The 19,592-nt window shown below is 71.1% G+C and carries 22 protein-coding genes; 18 read left to right on the top strand and 4 right to left on the bottom strand.

Annotated features, from left to right (window positions below; genetic code table 11):
• The first annotated feature begins 106 nt into the window (after positions 1–106).
• From PV343_RS11815 to PV343_RS11755, 13 genes are all read left to right on the top strand, one after another.
• Positions 107–955: an STAS domain-containing protein gene (locus tag PV343_RS11815; RefSeq protein ID WP_387954930.1), complete on the top strand. Its 849-nt coding sequence runs from the start codon at positions 107–109 to the stop codon at positions 953–955.
• On the top strand, positions 952–1,320 hold the full coding sequence (locus tag PV343_RS11810; RefSeq protein WP_319146809.1) for an STAS domain-containing protein: 369 nt from the start codon (positions 952–954) through the stop codon (positions 1,318–1,320). The genes PV343_RS11815 and PV343_RS11810 overlap by 4 nt, the downstream gene beginning before the upstream one ends.
• A complete protein-coding gene (locus PV343_RS11805; RefSeq protein ID WP_319146808.1) occupies positions 1,317–1,736 on the top strand; it encodes an anti-sigma regulatory factor in 420 nt (139 codons plus the stop codon). The genes PV343_RS11810 and PV343_RS11805 overlap by 4 nt, the downstream gene beginning before the upstream one ends.
• Positions 1,724–2,770, top strand: coding sequence for an ATP-binding SpoIIE family protein phosphatase (locus PV343_RS11800; protein WP_319146807.1), 1,047 nt, complete (start codon positions 1,724–1,726; stop codon positions 2,768–2,770). The genes PV343_RS11805 and PV343_RS11800 overlap by 13 nt, the downstream gene beginning before the upstream one ends.
• A gap of 284 nt (positions 2,771–3,054) precedes the next feature.
• Positions 3,055–3,747 (top strand): hypothetical protein, encoded by a 693-nt coding sequence (locus PV343_RS11795; protein ID WP_319146806.1) that lies wholly within the window; start codon positions 3,055–3,057, stop codon positions 3,745–3,747.
• A 78-nt stretch (positions 3,748–3,825) separates the two neighbouring features.
• Complete coding sequence (locus PV343_RS11790; protein WP_319146805.1) at positions 3,826–4,062, top strand: hypothetical protein; 237 nt, start codon at positions 3,826–3,828, stop codon at positions 4,060–4,062.
• A gap of 150 nt (positions 4,063–4,212) precedes the next feature.
• Complete coding sequence (locus tag PV343_RS11785; protein ID WP_319146804.1) at positions 4,213–4,758, top strand: hypothetical protein; 546 nt, start codon at positions 4,213–4,215, stop codon at positions 4,756–4,758.
• 163 nt (positions 4,759–4,921) lie between these two features.
• The gene (locus tag PV343_RS11780) at positions 4,922–5,473 is read left to right on the top strand and encodes a SigE family RNA polymerase sigma factor (RefSeq protein ID WP_319146803.1); all 552 of its coding nucleotides are present in this window, start codon (positions 4,922–4,924) and stop codon (positions 5,471–5,473) included.
• Complete coding sequence (locus tag PV343_RS11775) at positions 5,470–6,822, top strand: PQQ-binding-like beta-propeller repeat protein (RefSeq protein WP_319146802.1); 1,353 nt, start codon at positions 5,470–5,472, stop codon at positions 6,820–6,822. The genes PV343_RS11780 and PV343_RS11775 overlap by 4 nt, the downstream gene beginning before the upstream one ends.
• Before the next feature lie 203 nt (positions 6,823–7,025).
• Complete coding sequence (locus PV343_RS11770; RefSeq protein ID WP_319146801.1) at positions 7,026–7,751, top strand: peptidylprolyl isomerase; 726 nt, start codon at positions 7,026–7,028, stop codon at positions 7,749–7,751.
• A gap of 269 nt (positions 7,752–8,020) precedes the next feature.
• Positions 8,021–9,391 (top strand): S28 family serine protease, encoded by a 1,371-nt coding sequence (locus PV343_RS11765; RefSeq protein ID WP_319146800.1) that lies wholly within the window; start codon positions 8,021–8,023, stop codon positions 9,389–9,391.
• A gap of 124 nt (positions 9,392–9,515) precedes the next feature.
• Positions 9,516–9,686 (top strand): DUF5670 family protein, encoded by a 171-nt coding sequence (locus tag PV343_RS11760; protein ID WP_011113206.1) that lies wholly within the window; start codon positions 9,516–9,518, stop codon positions 9,684–9,686.
• A gap of 354 nt (positions 9,687–10,040) precedes the next feature.
• Positions 10,041–10,463: an ATP-binding protein gene (locus tag PV343_RS11755; RefSeq protein WP_319146799.1), complete on the top strand. Its 423-nt coding sequence runs from the start codon at positions 10,041–10,043 to the stop codon at positions 10,461–10,463.
• 101 nt (positions 10,464–10,564) lie between these two features.
• Here the strand turns inward: PV343_RS11755 and PV343_RS11750 are convergent, their stop codons facing one another.
• From PV343_RS11750 to PV343_RS11740, 3 genes are all read right to left on the bottom strand, one after another.
• Entirely contained in the window at positions 10,565–11,071 is a 507-nt protein-coding gene (locus tag PV343_RS11750) for a trypco2 family protein (protein ID WP_319146798.1), read from the bottom strand.
• A 2-nt stretch (positions 11,072–11,073) separates the two neighbouring features.
• On the bottom strand, positions 11,074–13,818 hold the full coding sequence (locus PV343_RS11745) for a CHAT domain-containing protein (protein ID WP_319146797.1): 2,745 nt from the start codon (positions 13,816–13,818) through the stop codon (positions 11,074–11,076).
• A gap of 154 nt (positions 13,819–13,972) precedes the next feature.
• The gene (locus tag PV343_RS11740; protein ID WP_319146796.1) at positions 13,973–14,452 is read right to left on the bottom strand and encodes a hypothetical protein; all 480 of its coding nucleotides are present in this window, start codon (positions 14,450–14,452) and stop codon (positions 13,973–13,975) included.
• Positions 14,453–14,735: 283 nt separating this feature from the next.
• Here PV343_RS11740 and PV343_RS11735 point away from each other — a divergent pair, with 283 nt between their 5' ends.
• Positions 14,736–15,218, top strand: coding sequence for a DUF5994 family protein (locus tag PV343_RS11735; RefSeq protein ID WP_319146795.1), 483 nt, complete (start codon positions 14,736–14,738; stop codon positions 15,216–15,218).
• A gap of 540 nt (positions 15,219–15,758) precedes the next feature.
• Positions 15,759–16,103 (top strand): MerR family transcriptional regulator, encoded by a 345-nt coding sequence (locus PV343_RS11730; RefSeq protein WP_319146794.1) that lies wholly within the window; start codon positions 15,759–15,761, stop codon positions 16,101–16,103.
• Between the two features lie 204 nt (positions 16,104–16,307).
• Here PV343_RS11730 and PV343_RS11725 read toward each other — a convergent pair whose 3' ends face one another.
• A complete protein-coding gene (locus PV343_RS11725; RefSeq protein WP_319146793.1) occupies positions 16,308–17,567 on the bottom strand; it encodes a PP2C family protein-serine/threonine phosphatase in 1,260 nt (419 codons plus the stop codon).
• 360 nt (positions 17,568–17,927) lie between these two features.
• Between PV343_RS11725 and PV343_RS11720 the strand changes: the two genes are divergently transcribed.
• From PV343_RS11720 to PV343_RS11710, 3 genes are all read left to right on the top strand, one after another.
• Positions 17,928–18,491: a hypothetical protein gene (locus PV343_RS11720; RefSeq protein ID WP_319146897.1), complete on the top strand. Its 564-nt coding sequence runs from the start codon at positions 17,928–17,930 to the stop codon at positions 18,489–18,491.
• Between the two features lie 70 nt (positions 18,492–18,561).
• Complete coding sequence (locus PV343_RS11715; protein ID WP_319146791.1) at positions 18,562–19,101, top strand: hypothetical protein; 540 nt, start codon at positions 18,562–18,564, stop codon at positions 19,099–19,101.
• A 31-nt stretch (positions 19,102–19,132) separates the two neighbouring features.
• Positions 19,133–19,288: a DUF6131 family protein gene (locus tag PV343_RS11710; protein ID WP_319146790.1), complete on the top strand. Its 156-nt coding sequence runs from the start codon at positions 19,133–19,135 to the stop codon at positions 19,286–19,288.
• Positions 19,289–19,592: the final 304 nt, after the last annotated feature.

Raw genomic sequence — 19,592 nt, 5'->3', positions numbered from 1 at the left:
TGCCGATGGGGGAAGTGAGGCTCTGGCGGAGGAAGTGACCATTGGGTAGTACGACTGCCGTATGGTCTCCGTGGCATATTCACTTATCTGTTTCGGCGAGGACCACGTGGCCACTGACAGTAATACGCACCCTCTGATCGAGACACTGGCCGCACAGCGGGACACGTTCCTGGCCCAGTGGGCCCGGGTGGTCGGTGACGACCTGCAGGGCAGGCTGAGCATCGCCGAACTTGGGCGGGAACTGGGCGAGTTGTACGACGCCGTCCTCAAGGCCCTCACCGAGGGCGGCATGAACGGCCGGGCCGAGCAGTTCGGCGAGACGCGCAGCCTGCTCATCGAGCTCTCGCGCAGCCGCGCCCGGCAGGGCTTCACCCCCACCGAGACGGCCCGCAGCGTCTTCGCCCTCAAGGAGGTGCTGGAGCCCGTCCTCGCCACCGACGAACAGGGGGCCCGCACCTACCTGCAGTTCGCCCGGCTGCTGGACGACCTCGGCCTGCTCACCACCGAGGCGTACATCCGCACCCGCGAGGAGATCATCTCCTCCCAGGCCGAGCAGCTCCTCGAACTCTCCACGCCCGTCGTCAAGCTGTGGGACGGCGTCGTCGGCGTCCCCCTGGTGGGCACCCTCGACTCGGCCCGCACCCAGGTCGTCATGGAGAAGCTGCTGCAGATCCTCGTCGACAGCGACTCCACGCACGCCATCATCGACATCACCGGCGTGCCGACCGTGGACACCCAGGTCGCCCAGCACCTGCTGAAGACCGTGGTCGCCGCCCGCATGATGGGCGCCCGGTGCATCATCTCCGGCATCCGGCCGCAGATCGCCCAGACCATCGTGGCCCTCGGCATCGAGTTCGGTGACATCCCCACCAACTCCTCCCTCGCCGACGCGCTGCGCCAGGCGCTCAAGGAGATCGCCCAGGACGCCCAGGACGACGTGCGGGGCCTGCTGTGACCGACCGCGTTCCCGTCCTCAAGATCGGTGAGATCCTCCTGGTCTCCATCCAGTTCGACCTGGAGGACCAGACGGTGCTGGACCTCCAGGAGGACCTGTCCCACCGCATCGTCGACACCGGCGCCAAGGGCGTCGTCATCGACATCTCGGCGCTGGAGATCGTCGACTCCTTCGTCGGACGCATGCTCGCCACCAACGCCTCGATCTCCCGCATGCTCGGCGCCGAGACGATCGTCGTCGGCATGCGGCCCGCGGTCGCCATGACCCTCGTCGAGCTCGGACTGTCCCTCAACGGCGTCCGCACCGCCCTCAACCTCGAACGCGGGCTGAAGCTGCTACGGCGTCTCACCGCAGGCCGCGCATGAGAGACTACGGCCCGTTCGCCGACACCGCCGAGAGCGTCGCGGTCGACCACAGCAGCGACGTCGTCAACGCACGCCAGGTGGTGCGCACCCTGGCCCAGCGCGCGGGCCTGTCCCTGGTCCACCAGACCAAACTGGTCACGGCGGCCAGCGAACTGGGCCGCAACATGCTCATCTACGGCGGCGGAGGCGTGGTGCGCGCCGCCATCGTCACCGACACCGGCCGCTCGGGCGTCCACGTCGAGTTCCGCGACCAGGGGCCCGGCATACCGGACGTCGAGGTGGCGATGCAGGACGGCTGGACGTCGGGCAACGGCCTGGGCCTCGGCCTCAGCGGCGCCAAACGCCTCGTCGACGAGTTCGACATCGCCTCCAGCGAGAAAGGCACCACGGTGCGCATTGTGAAGTGGGGCCGGTGAACACAGGCCTCGTCGCCGAGGCCGGCGATGTCCACTGGCTGCGCGCGGACATCGCTCTGGCCGCCGCCGCACGCCGCCAGGCCGGACAGCTGGCCCGCGCCGTCGGCCTGTCCGACGAACGCGTCTCGCGCGTCGAGCTGTGCGTGACGGAGATGGCCACCAACCTTCTCAAGCACGCCCACGACGGCTCCCTCGCCCTGCGCGTGGTGCGCACCCGCGACCGCGCCGGCGTCGAGTGCCTCTCGCTCGACAACGGCCCCGGCATCGACGACGTGCAGCGCGCGCTGCGCGACGGCACCTCCGCCTACGGCAGCCTCGGCATCGGGATGGGCGCCATCGAGCGGCTCGCCGACGTCAGCGGCATCCACTCCCTGCCCGGCCGCGGCACCGTCCTGTGCGCGCAGTTCTGGACGGACGGCCCCGCACCCGAGCCCGAGCCCGTCGCGACCGGCGGCCTGACCCGCCCGATCAGCGGCGAGCAGCTGTGCGGCGACACCTGGGCCGTCCGCGCCCTTCACGGCCCCTGCGCGCCGGCCCTGCTGCTGCTGATGTGCGACGGGCTCGGGCACGGCCCCCTCGCCGCCCGGGCCGCGGACCAGGCCCGGGCCGCCTTCCGCGCCAGCCGGCACATCAACCCCGAAGCCGTGCTGCGCGACGTGCACGAGGGACTGCGGGGAAGCCGCGGAGCCGCGGCCGCGATCGCCCTGATCGACCTGGCCGACCAGCGCGTCCACCTCAGCGGCGTCGGTAACATCACCGCCCTGCTCGCGCACGGCGACAGACGCAACGGACTGCTCTCGACCCCCGGCATCGCCGGCGTGCAACTGCCCCGCGCCCGCACCCACACGATGCCGTTCCCGCCCGGCACCGCCCTGGTCATGCACTCCGACGGCCTCAGCGACCGGTGGAAACCGCACGACTTCCCCGGCCTCTTCACCCAGGACCCCTCCCTGGTCGCCGGGCAGTTGCTGAACCAGACCGCGGTCCGCAGGGACGACGCCGGGATCGTCGTGGCCCTGCACCGGCCCTCATGACCCCAAGGCGATCCGCGCACGACGTGCTCACGATCGCGCTGCGCAAGCCGGGCGACGTGATCACACTGCGCCGCTGCACCCAGTCGATGTGCCGGGCCGCAGGCCGCACACCATCGCACCGGCCGGACGAGAGACAACGACGCTGGTCAACCCCTCCGCGTGTCACACGAGGCCGACACGGCAGCCCCTCCACACAATGAGGCGATGGCACTCGAAAGGACACGACCGTGGCCGGTCCGCCACCGCACCCGCCGCACCGGCCCGACCGCGGACGGCGGCCGGACATGACCGGACAGTCCCCCCGCGACGAGAGCAGCCGGCACGAACCCCAGCCGGCGGCCTACGGCGAGTCCCGCTGGCCGATGGCCGCAGCCGTCATCGCCGCCGCGGTGCTGACCCTGCTGCTGCCCGACGACCTGCGCCTGGGGCCCCGCTGGGCGCTCCCCGTCGTCGAAGGGCTGCTCCTGGTGGCGCTGATCACCGGCGACCCGGGCCGCATCAGCCGCCGCTCGGCCGCCCTGCGCGCGATCTCGATCGCCCTGGTCGGCGTGCTGGCGTGCGGCGCCATCTGGTCCACCTTCCGGCTGACCGACGACCTCGTGCACGGCGGCAACGAGACCAACTCCGCCGACGCCCTCCTGCAGGCCGGCGGCAGCGTGTGGGCCATCACCGTCCTCGCGTTCTCCCTGCTGTACTTCGAACTCGACAGCGGCGGACCCGCCGCCCGGGCCCACGACGTGCCACCCACCCCCGCACTCGCCTTCCCCCAGCACCTCAGCCCCGAACTGAACGCCCCCGACTGGCGCCCCCGCTACATCGACTACTTCTACCTCGGCTTCACCAACGCCACCGCCTTCAGCCCCACCGACGTCATGCCCCTGGCCCCATGGGCCAAGATCGTCATGGCCGTCCAGTCCGTCGTCTCCCTGCTCATCCTCGGCCTCGTCGTCGCCCGAGCCGTCAACGTCCTCGCCTGACGAGCAGCCGCACCCCCAGCAGCGCCCGCAAGTCCGCACGACGTGACAACATATTCGAACACGCGATCTAATACGGGTGTGGACGCCACCCCCTTCCCCGACGACCTGCTGCAGACGCAAGCCGCCTTCAACGCCACCTACGCAGCGCTCGCCGCGCCCCACCGCCGCGACACCACCGCCCTGCGCCGCCGCCTGCTACGCCTGTCCGTACGCCTGTGGTGGCACCCGTACTGGAACACCGCCCACTCGGTACCGGCGGCGCACACGCAGCTGCGCCAACTGGCCCGCACGCGGGAAGCGGCGCGGGCGGCGTGACGACCGGGGTCCGTCGTCGGCTGGTGGAGGTGCGGGTCAGCCGGTCGGTGGGCCGGTCGGGGGACGTACGGGAGCGGCCGGGCGGGCTGAACTGAATACACGAAAGGCCGACCGGCCCCAGTCCCCCCGAACAGCTTCCGAAGGAATCTCATGCTGAACGCCCGACGTCACCTCGCCGCCCGTATCGCCGGCATCTCCTGCATCGCCGCTGTCGCCGCCGGAACCCTCGGTGTCGCCAGCGCGGAGGCCGCGCCCATGCACCACAGCGCCTCGCACGCCAGCCACCACCAGCAGCACCACGGCAAGAACAGCAACAGCAGCAAGAGCAGCAACAGCAAGAACAGCTCGGCGAAGAACGCTGCTGCCATGCCGAAGGGCGGCAACACCCAGGGCGGGACCCAGGGCGCCGGCAACGGCAACACCCAGGGCGGCACGCAGGGCGCCGGCAACGGCAACACGCAGGGCGGGACCCAGGGTGGCGGCTCCGGGAACACGCAGGGCGGCACGCAGGGCGGTGGCTCCGGCAACACGCAGGGCGGGACCCAGGGCGGTGGCTCCGGGAACACCCAGGGCGGGACCCAGGGCGGCGGTTCCGGGAACACCCAGGGCGGTACGCAGGGCGGTGGCTCCGGGAACACCCAGGGTGGGACCCAGGGCGGTGGCTCCGGCAACACGCAGGGCGGTACTCAGGGCTGATCACTGACAGGCCGGTGCCCCGTGGAGACAGTCTCCACGGGGCACCGGCCTGCGGCCTGTGAGGGCTGTGGCCGGTTTGGTAGGAACACACAATCTCGCCCAGCCGAGGGATAGCCACGGGTGGCTCACCGCGTCGTGGGGGTCGTGAAGAAGGGGAGGGTCGATGGAGGCCTCGAGCCACGATGAATTCCGGGAGTTCGTAGCGATGCGCTCCACCGCGCTGCTGCGGCTCGCGGTGCTGCTCACCGGCGGGGACCGGCACGCAGCGGAGGACCTGCTGCAGATCGCGCTGATGAAGGCCTACGGGCGCTGGACGCGCATCGAACAGCCCGAGGCGTATGTCCGCCAGATCCTGTACCGCCAGCAGGTAAGCCGCTGGCGGCTGCGCAGACACCACGCCGAGACCACGGTGGGGGTGCTGCCCGAGCCCGGTGGACCGGCGGGCGCCGGGGCGGAGCCGGAGCTGCGGATCGCGTTGTGGGCGGCGCTCGGCCGTCTGTCCAAGCGCCAGCGCGCCGTGGTCGTACTGCGCTACTTCGAGGATCTGCCCGAGGCCGAAGTCGCGGCGCTCCTGGGCATCCCGGTGGGCACGGTGCGCAGCACGGCGCACCGCTCGCTCGCCAAGCTCCGTGCGCTCGTACCGGAGCTCGAGCCCGACGGGCCCGCGGAACAGCTGCGACCGCTCAGTTACACGGCGAAGGAGATCCAGGGATGACGACACAGCGGGTGGAGGAGAAGGTCCGCGAGACGCTGCACGCGGTCGCTCTGGACGGGGTGCTGGCACCGGGGGACCTGGCGCAGCAGGTGGTCCGGCGGCGCAGCCGGCGCCGTTTCTCACAGGCCGCGGGTACTGCGGTGGCCGTCGCCGCGATCGCCGCGGGAGCGATGCTCGGCCCATGGGGCAGCGGTGTGGCCGAACAGGGCCGCCCGGTGCGGCCGGCGGCGTCGCCGCAGGGCTGGCACCCGTGGCAGAGCAGCGTGGCGGGAGTCAGCGAGCGGGGCTGCCTGGCGGACGGATCCGCGCTGTACTGCAGCGGGTCGAAGTACGACGTGGTGAAGGTGGACGCCAACACCGGCGAGCGGCTGTGGAGCGTCAAGGTCAACGGCGGAGGCGACGGGATAGACCACCCCTTCGCCGTGCGCGACGGCGTGGTCTACGCCTACCGCAACCACACGGCCAAGCACGAGCCCAACGGGGACTACGCCGGCGGCACCGATGTGATGGCCGTCGATGCCGCCACCGGCCGGCGGCTGTGGTCGGTCAAGATGCCGCAGGACGACCGCACCGACCAGGCCGCCATGCTCATCGACGGCGCGCTGTGGGCGAACACCCCGTCCCTGCGCACCATGTCGGCCCTCGACCTGCGGACCGGTGAGACGAAGTGGAGCCACACCCGGGCCAAGGGTGAGGTGTGCCAGCGGGCCGTGCTGTCCGGTGTGCCCTACCTGCTGTGCTCACCGGACACCGAGGAAGTGCACGACACCGACCTCCTCCGTCTCGACCCCGCCACCGGCAAGGCCCACAAGGTCACCACCCTGCCCGGCCGGCAGGAGCTGCTCAGGACCTCGAACGACCGGATGGTCCTGGCCTCGACCACCAGCACGGCAGCCGACGACTTCCAGCTGACCAGCGTCAGCGGATCCGGGGCACGCACGCCACTGCCCGACCAGGCCAAGGGGCACATCGCCAGCTGGGCCGTCGCCGGTGACCGTCTGATCTCCGTGTCCTGGAAGGGCCAGGCCTCCGCCTACTCGCTGACCACCGGAAAGACCATGTGGACCGGCCCGGTGGGCGTCACGATGCCCGGCAAGGACACCACGGCGTCCCTCGCGCCCCCCGTGGTGTCGACGAGGCAGGCCACCGTGTACTTCTTCAGCCCGGCCGGCGACCTGTCCGGCCTCGACCTGCGCACCGGCAAGCAGGTCTGGCACGCGCACATCGACACCGGCACACCGCAGCCCGGCGGCCTCTCGGACAGGCCACAACTCCAGCTGTACCAGGACGTGCTGATCGCCAGGAACGGCAGCAAGATCTTCTCCCTCCTCCCACCGACCGGCCACTGACGCGAGCGACGGCAGGCCGGGGCGATACGTGGGGCGCCCCGGCCTGCCGTCCCGACCCAGGCGCCCAGACGGACCCCTCGGGGGTCACCACCACCCTCACGATGGCCCGATGTGGCTGGCTGGCGGGCGGGTTCTCGCCCGCCGGGCCGCGCCCTAGACTGCGACCGCTCCGAAATCTGACGATCTTTTGGAGGGTGTGCAGGATGAACCGAGCTCTCATGACCGCATTGGCGGCGGCAGCGTTGATCGTGTCCGGGGGCAGCACCACCGCCTCCGCTTCCGATGCCCCGCCGCGCACCACGCACGGTCCTTGCCAGTACACCCAGACCCCGGACGAGCCGGCGGCGCGGCCGGTTCCCCTGCCGCCCGATCCACGACACACCCCCGGTCACGGCACGGTCGGTGCGGCGGTCAGGACCAGCCAGGGCCCGCTCCCGCTGCGTCTGGACCGGGCGAAGGCTCCGTGCACGGTCCAGAGCTTCGTCCATCTGGCGCGGCACCGGTTCTACGACCGTACGGTGTGCCATCGGCTGACGGCGTACCCGACGCTGAAGGTCCTGCAGTGCGGCGACCCGACCGGCACCGGCGAAGGCGGGCCGGGCTACAAGTACAAGGACGAGCTGCCGGTGGACCTGCCGCCGGCACCGAGCGATCCGACCGGCGCCCGTCGCCTCTACGGGCGCGGCCTGCTGGCGATGGCCAACGCCGGGCCGGACACGAACGGTTCGCAGTTCTTCGTCGTCTACGGCGACTCCGCGCTGCGACCGAACTACACGGTCTTCGGCACGGTCGGTGCCGCCGGCCTGAAGACGCTCGACAAGATCGCCGCCGGCGGCATCGAACCAACTGCCCAGGACCCGGCGCCCGTCGACGGCACGCCCGCGCTGCGCACCGAACTCCTCAGCGTCCGGCCGTCCTGCCGGTCCTGACGCATCGCGGCGCGGTCAGCGCGGTCCGGCTACGCGACTGGCCGCGCAACGCGATACCGGTCACGAGGCGGTCGGCGAGCTCCGGCCGGGGCTTTCGGGGCCCCGGGCCGGGCGACAACGACGGCATCTCCCCCAGTAGGGGGAGGCACTCCCCTCGCGCGCGGGATCTCTCCATGGCGTGCGGCGGCTGTACTGAAGTGGCTGGAACGCCACGGCCACGGCGAGGGCACATGACGCCCCGCCCGCAGCCATGAAGAGGGGAATTCACCATGGGTAGTTGGACGCGACGGCGTCTGCTGCTGTCGGGCGCGGCCTCGGCGGCGTCCGCGGCCGGCCTCGCCACCACAGCGACCGCACCAGCCACGGCGGCCGGCCCGGCCAGGACGTCCAAAGTCACCGGATCGGGACGCGACGACGTCGTGGAAGGGCTGCGTACCCTGCCCGGGCTGAGGATCATCGAGGAGCGGCAGGGCGCCGAAGAGGGCTACCGCTACTTCGTCCTCTCCCTTCGTCAGCCGGTCGACCACCGAAACCGGGCCGCCGGCACCTTCGAGCAGCGCCTGATCCTCCTGCACACCTCCGCCGACCGTCCGACCGTGCTGTTCACGACCGGGTACGAGGCCTCGCTCACGCCGCGCCGGGCAGAACCCACCGTGCTGCTGGGCGCCAACCAGATCCAGGTCGAGCACCGGTATTTCGGCACCTCCCTGCCGCCGACGCCCACACCCGACTACTCCTTCCTGACCATCCGCCAGGCGGCCGACGACCACCACCGCATCGTCCGACTCCTGCGCACCCTGTACACCGGCGCCTGGATCTCCACCGGTGGCAGCAAGGGCGGCATGGCCAGCGTCTACCACCGCCGGTTCCACCCCCACGACGTCGACGGCACCGTGGCCTACTCCGCCGTGAACAACGTCGACGACCGCGACGACTCCGCCTACCTGCGCTTCCTGGACACCGTGGGCAACGCCGCGACCCGCGACGCCCTCAAAGCCGCGCAGCGCCGGCTCCTGCTCAACCGCGCGGACCTGGTCGCCCGCTACCAGGCCTGGGCGGCCGCCGCGGGCACCGGCTTCGACATCGTCGGCAGCGCCGACAAGGCGTTCGAGATCGCCGTACTGCGCGCACCGTTCATGTTCTGGCAGAACGGCGAGAGCGCGGACACCTCAGCCGTCCCCGGCCCGGACGCCAGCACCGACACGCTGTACGCGTGGCTCGAGGACACCGCCGCCCTGCCCGTCTACGCCGACGCAACCGCCCGCCACTACATCCCCTACTTCTACCAACTCGGCACCCAACTCGGTTACTTCGACGTCCCCACCGCCCACCTCGCCGATCTGCTGCGCCACCCGGACGCGATGCAGCCGCGCACCTTCGTCCCGCGCGACATCCCGATGCGCTTCGACCCCGCCGCGATGCCGGACATCGACCACTGGGTCAGCCGCAATGGCCACCGGCTGCTGTTCGTCAACGGCACCCAAGATCCCGCCGTCGCCGAGTCCTTCCACCCCCGCTCCCGCGACTCCCGCGTCCTGTGGGCCCCCGGCAGCAACCACCACGCCACCCTCTCCGGCCTCAGCCCCGACGACCGCGCCGAGGCCCTCACCCTCCTCACCCGCTGGACCGGCACCCGCTGAAACGGCACACCCTGACCCAGGCCCGCGGCGCGCGCATATGCCCCGAACCACGCGGAAGTAACTCCCGCTCTCAGGGCTTGTCGGTGCGAGGTAAGGGCACCTGCTGGCCAGGAGGTTGATAACGATGGTTCCCCTGCTTCTGGTTCTTCTGCTGGCTCTGATCCTCTTCGGTGCGGGTTTCGCGCTGAAGGCGTTGTGGTGGATCGCGGTGATCGTGCTCGTCGTGTGGCTGCTGGGCTTCGTCGTCCGTACGGCGGACAGCGGCGGCCGCAAGGGCCGCTGGTACCGCTGGTAGCCGACAGACGCCCGGCGCGAAGAGCGCGCGAGGCGAGTGGGGCCCGGCCGTATCCGGCCGGGCCCCACTCGCGCAAGACGGCCGCCTGTGTGAGCGGCTGGGAGGGATCGGGCGTATCGGGCGCGCCGCAGGGTACGTGAGTGATGCACCGGCCCCGCGGGCCCAGCAGTGGAACCCTGCTCCTCCTGTCTGCGGGGCCGCTGCCGACTCGCTCGCGACGCACTGGCCGACCAGGTCAGCCAGTGCTCCGCCACGCCCATCACCGCGGCCCCTCGCTCGCTGGGGAGGGGCTAGGGACTTCGCGTCGGCTATCAGGGGCAGACGGGAAGAGTACGGCGGTTGGAGGAGGAGACAGTGACGGAAGAGTCGTCGTTGAGGGCTGTGGGATGGGCGCGCTCGCTCCCGGTGAGCAGTGGGGCGAAGGGAGCCAGGGACTGGACACGCGCGCACCTGACGACGCTCGGCTGGGCAGCTACAGCCCCTGACCTGGTGGACTCGGTGGTTCTGGCTGTTTCCGAGTTGGTCACCAACGCTCACATGCACGCCCGCAGCACGGCACAGCTGATCCTCACGTGGGACGAGGAGTGCCTGCATGTGACGGTGCACGATGCCTCGCCGCGGCTGCCCGAACCGCGACACCCCGATGCCGGTGCCACCGGGGGCCGCGGTCTGCAGCTGGTCGACGCTCTCGCCGATGCCTGGCAGGCCCACCGGTGTCCTCGTGGCAAAGACGTGATCGCCTGCTTCCAGCCGTTCACGCGTCCCACTGACACATAGCGTGCTGCCTAGCGGCGCTCGATACCCCTGGCTCGGCGCGACGCCCCACACAGTGCCGCCACAGGTCTCGCAGCGCGCCGGCCGCCGAGGGCAGCCGGGGTTCAGTCCACCGGGGGAGCGACCATGACGAGCAGGGTGTGTGTCACCTCCTCGTGCAGGGCGCCGTCCAGGCCGAGGGACACGGACCCGTCCGCCGTGATCGCGAACTCCAGCCGCACCGAGCCTTCCAGGAGGTGGAAGGGATCGTCCCCGGTCCGCGCCGACGCCGTCACGCGGCGGATCATCGTGATCGCGTCGACCAGGACGGCGTCCACCGTGCCGTACCGCAGCTCGTGCTGTTGCGCCAGGTCAGGAGGTACGAGGGTCATCTCGATGACATGGGTGTCCCGGCGGGACACCGTGCGCCCGATCCTGAGTTTCATGCCGATGAACGGGAGCCGGAAGTTCAGGGAACCGCCGGCCGTCGCAGTGGCGAGGGCGTGCAGGGTGAGCCGCACCGAGGTGACACGCAGATCCCGCCCGGCCGCGGTGGCCGACATGTTCGACTCCATGACCGCCCGCTTGACGGCGGCCACCAGGTCCTCGACGGGCACGCCGTCGTCGGTCACGTTCACGTTTCCTCGCATCGGACGGGGGTGGGGACGACTCGGGCGGGACTGAGAACGGCAGGGGCAGGGGCAGCGGCGGGGGAGGGCGTGGAGACGATCGCGGCGGGATCGCCGTAGACCGTGTACGCCAGCCAGGTGGGGTCGGTCTCGTCGTCCCCGGCGTGGGAGCGGGCCCGGTGCACCGCCGTGCCCAGCGGCTCCCCCGCCGAGAGGGAGGCGTAGAAGATTTCCGCGAACCGCCGGGCGCTGTCGCTGCGCACCGCCCACAGCGTGCCCACGAAGGCGCCGGCGCCCGCGCCCATGAACTGCTGCGCCCAGCCGAGCATCCGGGTGTACTGCGGGACGGCTCCGGCCGCCCGGCAGGCGTTGATGAAGATGAGCGGGCGGCCCTCCTGCAGGGCGCGGCGGGCGACGGCGCTGTTGAGGAGAGCGGGGACGAAGGGGCCGTCCGCGAGGAGGATCGACGAACCGCCGCCGGGGTCGAATGAGTTGTGGCAGGTGAAGTGGAGCGGTCCCGTCGTGCCCGCGTCGATGACGGTGAGCACGCCGTCCAGCGTGTCGACGACGGTTCCGGTACCGAGGATCCGGCGGATGGACTCGATCTCGCTGTCGCCGTTGACCGGGGCCCGCGCGGAGACGACGTAGTGCGGTTCACCGATCGGCAGCGCGGACGAACGGGGCCGGCCCAGGCTGTTGCGCAGGACCGGGAACTGCTGGACCAGGAACCCCTCGTCACGGCCCGGCGCGATGGGGTAGAGGAGTTCCCACGGGAGGACGTCGTGCTCGGACGCGACGCTGAACGCCGTGATGTGGTCGCGCAGTTGCCAGAACTGTTCCTTGATCGGGTCCGGCACCATCTCCGTCCACAGACCCACCCCCGTCTCCTTCATCCAGCGTCGGGCGTGGGCGCCGGAGTACTCCCCGCGGCCCGCCGCCAGTCTCTGCAGCATGGCGTACGCGCGCTCCGCGGCCGCTTCCGGGGCGGCGGTGAGAGCCTGCGCCAGGACGGCGCCGTAGATGCACCGGTCGGAGATGAGACGGAACGTGTACTGGTCGCCGACCCGGTCCACGAGCAGCGTGACCTCGCCGGGGTGGGCGCGCATTCCGCCCATGTCGGCGGCGCTGGGCGGCCCCACCGCGTAGGGGCCGTCGCGCTCCACCGACACCTCCAGGCCGATCTCGGTGAGGAACGTCCCCCCGGCCCAGGCGCTGACCCGGACGCGGTGCAGGCCCGGTTCCCGGGTCAGGAACGCGAACCGCACCGGCGCGGGGGCACCGAAGGGCGGCACCAGCAGGGTGTGCTCCAGCGGGCCCTGGGGGTCCAGTCCGGCGGGCGCCCGCACGATGAGGGTCAACGGTGAACCGTCGCGCGCCGGCCGGAACCCGTCCAGCGGGGCCGACACCCCGCCGTCGTCGTCATCCGCCCCGAACGGCACCCGCACGACCAGGCTGACCGGTTCGGACAGCCCGGCGTGGGAGGGCATCTGGGCCGACAGGTGGTGCGTGGCCGTCGCGGGAGTGATGTCGGGCTCCCGTGCGGTCCCGGCCGGGGTCTTCTCGGACGCGGCGTCCGCGGGCGAGGCGTCGGCCACCCGGCGGGCCGCCATGTCGTCCCCCGAGGTGCCGGCCGGACCGCCGTGAGCCGTCACCGTGTCGGAGGTGTCGCCAAGGGCGTGCTCCGCGAGTGCACCGCCCCAGAGGTGCCGGACGTCCGCGGCGTCAGCGCGCGTCCACAGTCGCACGGCCTCGGCCGTCCTGCCGGTCCGCGCGAGACGACCGGCCAGCACCCGCGTCGCCGTCACGTCGTCGGTGGCGGCCATCTCCCGTAACTGCCACTCCACACCGGCGTCCGGGGCCCCGGACGCCGGAGCCGGCCGGGCGGCCAGGCGCGCGGCGGGGGAGGAGAGGACACGGTCGTCGAGCGCGTCCGCCGCCGCCCACCAGCGGGCGGCCTCCTCCTGCACACCGAGACGGGCGAGCGCGGCCGCGACCCGGCGGATGTGGTCCACGGCACGCGCCCGAGCCGGCCCGTCCAACTCCCCTCGGGACACCTGCGCACGCATGTTCTCGGGGGCGCGCCGCACCAGCGTCGCCACCGCCTTGACGTCATGGCGGTCGGCCAGCCGCCGCAGCCGCGCCTCCGCCTCGTCCGCGCGCCCGGCGCGGTCCAGGACGGCGACGAGGTCCCACTCCCACGGCTCACCGGCTGCGACGCCCCGGGTCAGCCAGACGACCGCTTCGTCGAGCCGCTCGACGTCGTCGCCCTCGCGCAGCCGCCCGACGAGGTCCTGCAGGGCATGGAGATCGCCGGCGGCGGCCATGTGCCGCAGCCGGTCCTCCGCCTCGGCCGACCGTCCGGCGCTGTCGAGGGCCGCGACGAGTTCCCGCTCCAGGGTGGCGCCCGCGTGCACGGCGAGCGTCAGCCAGTGGACGGCTTCGGCGAGCCGTTGGCCGCCGCTGTCGCGCACGAGGCGTTTCGCCAGGTTGCCCATGGCGCTCACGTCACCGGTCTCGGCCCGCCGGCGCAGCTGTCGTTCCAGTCTTTTGGCGCCCACGTGGTCCGCGAGTTGGTGCAGCGCGGACTCGTCTCCGGCCGCGATCGCCTTCTCCCACCAGGCCACGGCCTCGTCGTGACGCCCGTCCTCGGCCAGCGCGGTCGCCAGCACCCGCATGGCGAAGGCGTCCCCCGCCGCGGCCAGCCGCCAGCGCCAGTCCTGTCCCTCTTGACCGGCCTTGCCGCCCGACACCCACCCTCACCCCGCGCCGCATCGTCCCAACGGTTGACGGGACATCACAGTAGGGCGAGCCGGGGCGAAGCACCGCCGATTCCCGGCCGGGGCACACCTGTCTTCCCGTCCTCTGGGCAGCCCGATACGGCCTGGAGCTCTGGCTGGTGACACATCACTCGATACCGAGGGGGCCGATGCCCAGGTCCTCACGCATGAGGTGACGCATCTGCGCCATAGCCTTGCGTCGCCGCTCTATCAGGGGCGCGTCGTCGGCGGAGCCGACGGCCACTCCCCGGGCATAGGCGTCGCGGATCGCACGCAGGCGATGGAACGCCTCGTTCCCCGCCTCCACGACCTGTGGGGGGCCTACGAGCCAGAGGCGTTCGCTCGCCGTGTAGATGCCGGTGCCGCGCACGGCTTCCCGCACCGCCGCGTCGCGTGCCGACTCGGACATGTGGTCGCCCAGGGCGACGGCCCGTATCTCCTCACCCGCGGCTTTGAGTGCGGAGACATACTCCGTGTAGATCTCACGCCGTACTTCCAGAGCGTGCCGGGCTTCCTCCCGCCGCCACCGGTTGCGGTCGGCGATCAGAGTGGCTGCGATGCCGATGACGGCACCGGTCAGCGTGGAGAGCAGGGGCGTCCAGTCCATGTGTGGAAGCTTGTCGAGGCCGGTGCGCTGGCGCCAGTGGCTTTCAGCGCTCGCTCTGGTGCCGAGCCAGGGATCGCCAGTTGCACGCGGTTGGTACGCACGATGTTCGGTTGAGGCTCGAGCCTGCGAGTCGATGAGGACGACGCCGGACGGCACCGGCGGCCGCTGCCCCGACGTACCCTGACTGCACCGAGAGCATCTCGCGCAGCGCGACCACGGCGGTGCCGTTCCCGGCGAACGACGGAAGCGGACGGCCAGGAGCCGACCAGGACGGGACCGCCCGATGGACGTCACCGGAACGCCGGCCGAGGGTGTCTCCTCGGACGGAACACATACCTACCGGATGCCGGCCGCCAGGGTGGCACTTGCTCCAGGCGGGGGCCACGGACCGCTCCACGGAGCCTGGTGGCCGCGCTGCGACATGCTGGAACTGGAGCTGCCGGCGCTCCTCGGCTCGCTGGACCCCGGCCTCGGCATCGTCGCCCGCGTCACCGTGGACACCGTCGCCTGGCCCGGCGTCCCGCAGAAGGTCACACTGCCCGGCCGCGTGATCGAAGTCGTCCTGTCCGCCGTGGATGCCGAAGTCCATGCCATCGCCCTGGACTGGGACACCGCGGGACATCGAGAACTGCTGGTCATCCCGCCTGGTGAGTCGAGGGCGGCAGCAACCTGGTTGCTGGCCACAGCGGCCGATCCAGCGAACACCCTGACGGCCGCGCACATGCTGGCACTCGCCGAGGCCGGTTTCGAGGGTGACTGCAGGTAACCCCGCTTGGTTGGGCCGTCCGGCCTAGTCAGCGTGCGCCTGCCGAGCCGGAACGTAACCTCGGGCATCACTCTTCCGTGTGCATTTAAGGTCGAACTCCACCCATGACCCACGGAGAAAACCTGTCATGGCGACAGTAGACATTGGCGCATCGCGGAGTTACTGTCTTGTCGTACCCAGGAAGTCGAAGTGGGCACGGCAGACACGAACTGCCGTGCAAGCAGGCGAGAAGGACACGGTCCACAGGGACCGTGAGCAGCACCCGCGGTACCCAAGCAGTACAACCGAGTAGCCGAAGGTGAGGAGCAGAACGCCATCAGGATCGCCCGGGCAAGAGGAGTCCGCCCGGGTATCGCAGGCCCCGGATTGGAAGGTGGTCCCCGGTCACGCATTCGCGATCCCCGCAGCCTCGCCCTCCCAGGCCGATCCTGCGGACACAGAAGGCCGGCGTAGTCGCCGGTAGATGGTGTTGAAAGCTCGGGGCCCGGGTGCCAGTACTGGCACCCGGGCCCCCCGTCGCGTTCCCGAAAGAAGAGGTCTATGCCCCCTGCCGGTCATCGTCCCGTCGACAACCTTGACGACGACGACTATCCCGCCTACACCATGGGCCGGGCCGCCGAGATGCTCTCGGCCACCCCCGCCTTCCTCCGCGCCCTCGGCGAACATCGCCTGATCACCCCCTTGCGCTCCGAAGGCGGCCACCGCCGCTACTCCCGCTACCAGCTGCGCATCGCCGCCCGCGCCCGCGAGCTCGTCGATCAGGGCACCCCCATCGAGGCCGCCTGCCGCATCGTCATCCTCGAAGACCAACTCGAAGAAGCCCAGCGCATCAACGAGCAACTGCGCGCCCAAGACGACGAGCCGCAGCCCAAGACCTCGGCCTGATCAGGACGCCGGCGCGACATCGGCGCCTTGACTCAGCGCGACACCGGGGACCCCGGCGCTCAACGACTGGCCCGCAGTCCTGCGAGATCGGCTGTCGGGTGGGTCAGTCCGCCGGGGCCGCCAGGCCGCTTCGGCTGCCTGGGCGGTGTCGTGAACCGGGAAGACCGCGTCCAGACCGACGATGCCCAAGGTCTTGCTTCCCGCTCACTGCTGCTCTTCTCGGCCGGCGAGGGGCACGTGGACGGCCAGGGCTGCGGTGTCGTCGTCCACCCGGATGCCGAATGTGTCGAGGAGGCCGCGGACGGCTGTCATGACGCCCTGGGCGGTGGTGGGGACCAGGGTCCGGACGAAGTCGAGGAGGGCTTCGTCGCCGTAGCGTTCGCCGCGGGTGGCGGTGTGGGCCTCGGTGAGGCCGTCGGTGTACAGGAAGAGGGTGTCGCCGGGGCTGAGGGGAAAGGTGATGGTGGCGATGTGGGCGTCGGGCAGGACGCCGATGAGCTGGCCGCCGGGGGTGGGCAGGTAGTCGGCGGTGCCGTCCGCGCGCAGGAGCAGGGCCGGGGGATGGCCACCGCTGGCGAGGGTGATACGGAAGCCGCCCTGGTCGCCGTCGGGGGTGAGCAGGCCGAAGATGACGGTGCAGAACCGGGGGTCGGTGCCGTTGTACTCGTGGTTGAGGACGGTGTTGAGGTTGCTGAGAACCGCGGTCGGGTCGGGGTTGTAGACGGCGGCGGCGCGCAGGGTGTAGCGGGCCAGGGAGGTGACGGCCGCCGCTTCGGCGCCCTTGCCGCACACGTCTCCGAGGAAGAGTCCCCAGGTCCCGGCTGCGAGGGGGAAGAGGTCGTAGAAGTCGCCGCCGACCTCGTCGATCGAGGCGAGGTGGTAGTACGCGGCCACGTCCAGGCCGGGCACGTTCTCCAGTGCCGGGGGCAGCAGAGTCTTCTGCAGGGTGGTGGCCAGCTGCTGGAGGCGTTCGCGTTCGCGCTCGGCCTCCTGGCGTGTGCGCAGCAGCTCCTGCTCGTAGGCGCGGCGGTCGCGGGCATCGAAGAGGGTGGTGCGGATCAGCAGCGGCTGCCCGTCGCTGCCGGTCTTGACGGCGGAGGTCACCAGGACCGGCAGTCGGCTGCCGTCGGCCGCTCTCAGCTCCAGCGCGATGCCGCTGATCTCGCCCTGCATGCGCAGGAGCGGCGCGAAGTGCGTCTCGTGATAAAGCCGCCCACCGACGGTGAGGAGGTCGGAGAACTTTCTTCGGCCTACCAAGTCCGTGCGCTTGTAGCCCAGCCAGTTCAACAGGGTGGTGTTGACCTTGGCGATCTGCCCGTCCAGCAGGGTGGAGAGATAGCCGCACGGGGCGTTCTCGTACAGGTCCTCGATGCTGTCTTCCAGCAGAGCGGAGAAAGCCTGATCGTCGTCCGAGGGCTCTTCGGGGTCCGGGTCGGAGTCCTGGTCGCCATCGGTCCGGCACATCATCGCAGTGTCCCTGCGAACGCGGCGATCGCCTGGGCTGTCTCCTCGGGGGCGCTGAGCTGGGGGCAGTGCCCGGTGGCGCCAGGCCCGCCCGGCCGCCCGGACACCCGCGCCTGATTCCCGCTGCGCACATCCATACGACTCATCCTCGCAGACCCCGGATGCCGGAAACCGAGCCAGGATCGCGCCGGTGTGACGGAGGGAAGCACCGGCCGGGCGTCCCGGTACGCGCGCGGGTCCGCCGGCTGCAGTGGCGAATGCGGTAAAGGGTATGAATCGTGCTCTAAGGGGCATTCGGGAAAGAGGACATCACTACGTTCCGAGGAGCGTGTGCCCATGAACGCGGGAACGCTTCTGGCCATGTCCACGAGCGGGCTGCTGGCCATCATCATCCCGATTGTGGTGGTGCTCGTGCTCATCGGCCTGATCGCCCTGGCGGTCTCGCGGATGCGACGCCGTCACCTCCGCGAGCGCTTCGGTCCGGAGTACGAGCGTACGGTCGAGGGATCCGGTAACCGGCGCTCCGCCGAACGCGAGCTCAGGGACCGCGAACGGCGCCACGACGCGCTGGAGATTATGCCGCTGCCCCCGGCCTCCCGCGACCGCTACTCCCGGGAATGGGACGAAGTTCAGGGGGAGTTCGTCGACCGGCCGCAGGAGGCCGTGCACGACGCGGACCGTCTGGTCACCTCACTGATGCGTGAACGGGGCTATCCGACCGAGGACTTCGAGCAGCAGGCCCGGGACCTCTCGGTGGAGCACGGCCGCACCCTGGAGCACTACCGCGCCGCTCACGAGGTGGAGGCCCTCAGCATGCGGAGTCAGGCGACCACCGAGCAACTGCGGGGCGCCATGGTGCACTACCGCGCCCTGTTCGACGAGCTGCTCTCCGACGGCGGCGGCCGGGCCCACGCCCGGACCTGACGCCCTGCCCCACTTGCATGGAGGAACCACCGTGCACAGCAACGATGAAACGCGCAGCACGACAAGCGGCTTGTCCACCGGTGACCTCGCCCGCCCCACCGACCCCGGTACAGGCTCCAGAGACGAGGCGGGGATGGCGGCTCCCTCGTCAGCGCCGATCTACCCCGGCGAGAGCACCGGGCAGCCGGACGCCCGGCCTCCCGGCGACGAGCCCGGCGGGGCCGCTGCGGACCGCTCCGCGGCCACCGGCTCCACCGGGAGCCCGGCAGGCTCCGACGCCACCGAGCCCGTCTCCGGGACCTCCTCGCAGCCGCACGGCTCGGGCGCGTCCGCCGACGAGATGCCGCAGCTGTTGACGGACGGTGACGAGCAAGGCTTCCGCGACCGCTGGCAAAGGATCCAAAGCAGATTCGTCGACGACCCCCAAGAGGCCGTACACGACGCCGACGCCCTGGTCGCGGACGTTATGCAGACCCTGGCCACCACCTTCGACCAGCACAAGAAGGATCTGGAAGGCCAGTGGGACCAGGGCGCACGAGTAGACACCGAGGAACTCCGCGGAGCGCTACGCCACTACCGCTCCTTCTTCAACCGCCTGCTCAGCACGTGACCTACGGCAGCCAGAAAAGACTGGAGACACCATGATTGCCCTCGGAGTCATCCTGCTCGTCGTCGGGTTCCTCCTGCACATCAGCATCCTCTGGACGATCGGGATCATCCTGCTCGTCATCGGGCTCATTTTGTTCCTCCTCGGCTCCGTCGGTCACGCCGTCGGCGGCCGACGCCACTACTGGTAGACCGCGCGAGCGAGCCCAGGACCGGCGTGGTGGCAGGAGCACCAGGTCGTCGCCTACGGGGTTGGCGCGCCTGAACACGGAACTGAAAGCCGCCCAGCCCACCCGCCGGTGCGCCTGAACACCGGAGCCTGCGAGGTGGCCGCCAACCCCTGACCGCTGCCCGGTGGCCCTTGGCACGAGCTCGGCATTTCGCAGATGCGCTTGTCTCCCGGCTCATCAGCCGCATCTGCGCCCGTATCCCGACGACCCAACCGCGCGGTGACATCCGGGGGGTCGGGCCGCCGATCCGCGCGGTGACACGGGG

The organism is Streptomyces sp. WI03-4A, from assembly GCF_033792105.1.
GTDB classification, from domain to species: Bacteria; Actinomycetota; Actinomycetes; order Streptomycetales; family Streptomycetaceae; genus Streptomyces; species Streptomyces collinus_A.
The sequence above is the reverse complement of the archived record's forward strand: the minus strand, read 5'-3'. Positions and strand labels throughout refer to the sequence as shown.

Excerpts from the sequence above, each read along its gene's own strand:
- PV343_RS11770 (WP_319146801.1), top strand. The coding sequence starts at position 7,026 with ATGAACCGAGCTCTCATGACCGCATTGGCGGCGGCAGCGTTGATCGTG.
- PV343_RS11785 (WP_319146804.1), top strand. The coding sequence starts at position 4,213 with ATGCTGAACGCCCGACGTCACCTCGCCGCCCGTATCGCCGGCATCTCC.
- PV343_RS11775 (WP_319146802.1), top strand. The coding sequence starts at position 5,470 with ATGACGACACAGCGGGTGGAGGAGAAGGTCCGCGAGACGCTGCACGCG.
- PV343_RS11795 (WP_319146806.1), top strand. The coding sequence starts at position 3,055 with ATGACCGGACAGTCCCCCCGCGACGAGAGCAGCCGGCACGAACCCCAG.
- PV343_RS11725 (WP_319146793.1), bottom strand. The coding sequence starts at position 17,567 with ATGTGCCGGACCGATGGCGACCAGGACTCCGACCCGGACCCCGAAGAG.
- PV343_RS11760 (WP_011113206.1), top strand. The coding sequence starts at position 9,516 with ATGGTTCCCCTGCTTCTGGTTCTTCTGCTGGCTCTGATCCTCTTCGGT.
- PV343_RS11720 (WP_319146897.1), top strand. The coding sequence starts at position 17,928 with ATGTCCACGAGCGGGCTGCTGGCCATCATCATCCCGATTGTGGTGGTG.
- PV343_RS11765 (WP_319146800.1), top strand. The coding sequence starts at position 8,021 with ATGGGTAGTTGGACGCGACGGCGTCTGCTGCTGTCGGGCGCGGCCTCG.
- PV343_RS11735 (WP_319146795.1), top strand. The coding sequence starts at position 14,736 with ATGGACGTCACCGGAACGCCGGCCGAGGGTGTCTCCTCGGACGGAACA.
- PV343_RS11710 (WP_319146790.1), top strand. The coding sequence starts at position 19,133 with ATGATTGCCCTCGGAGTCATCCTGCTCGTCGTCGGGTTCCTCCTGCAC.
- PV343_RS11780 (WP_319146803.1), top strand. The coding sequence starts at position 4,922 with ATGGAGGCCTCGAGCCACGATGAATTCCGGGAGTTCGTAGCGATGCGC.
- PV343_RS11730 (WP_319146794.1), top strand. The coding sequence starts at position 15,759 with ATGCCCCCTGCCGGTCATCGTCCCGTCGACAACCTTGACGACGACGAC.
- PV343_RS11805 (WP_319146808.1), top strand. The coding sequence starts at position 1,317 with ATGAGAGACTACGGCCCGTTCGCCGACACCGCCGAGAGCGTCGCGGTC.
- PV343_RS11740 (WP_319146796.1), bottom strand. The coding sequence starts at position 14,452 with ATGGACTGGACGCCCCTGCTCTCCACGCTGACCGGTGCCGTCATCGGC.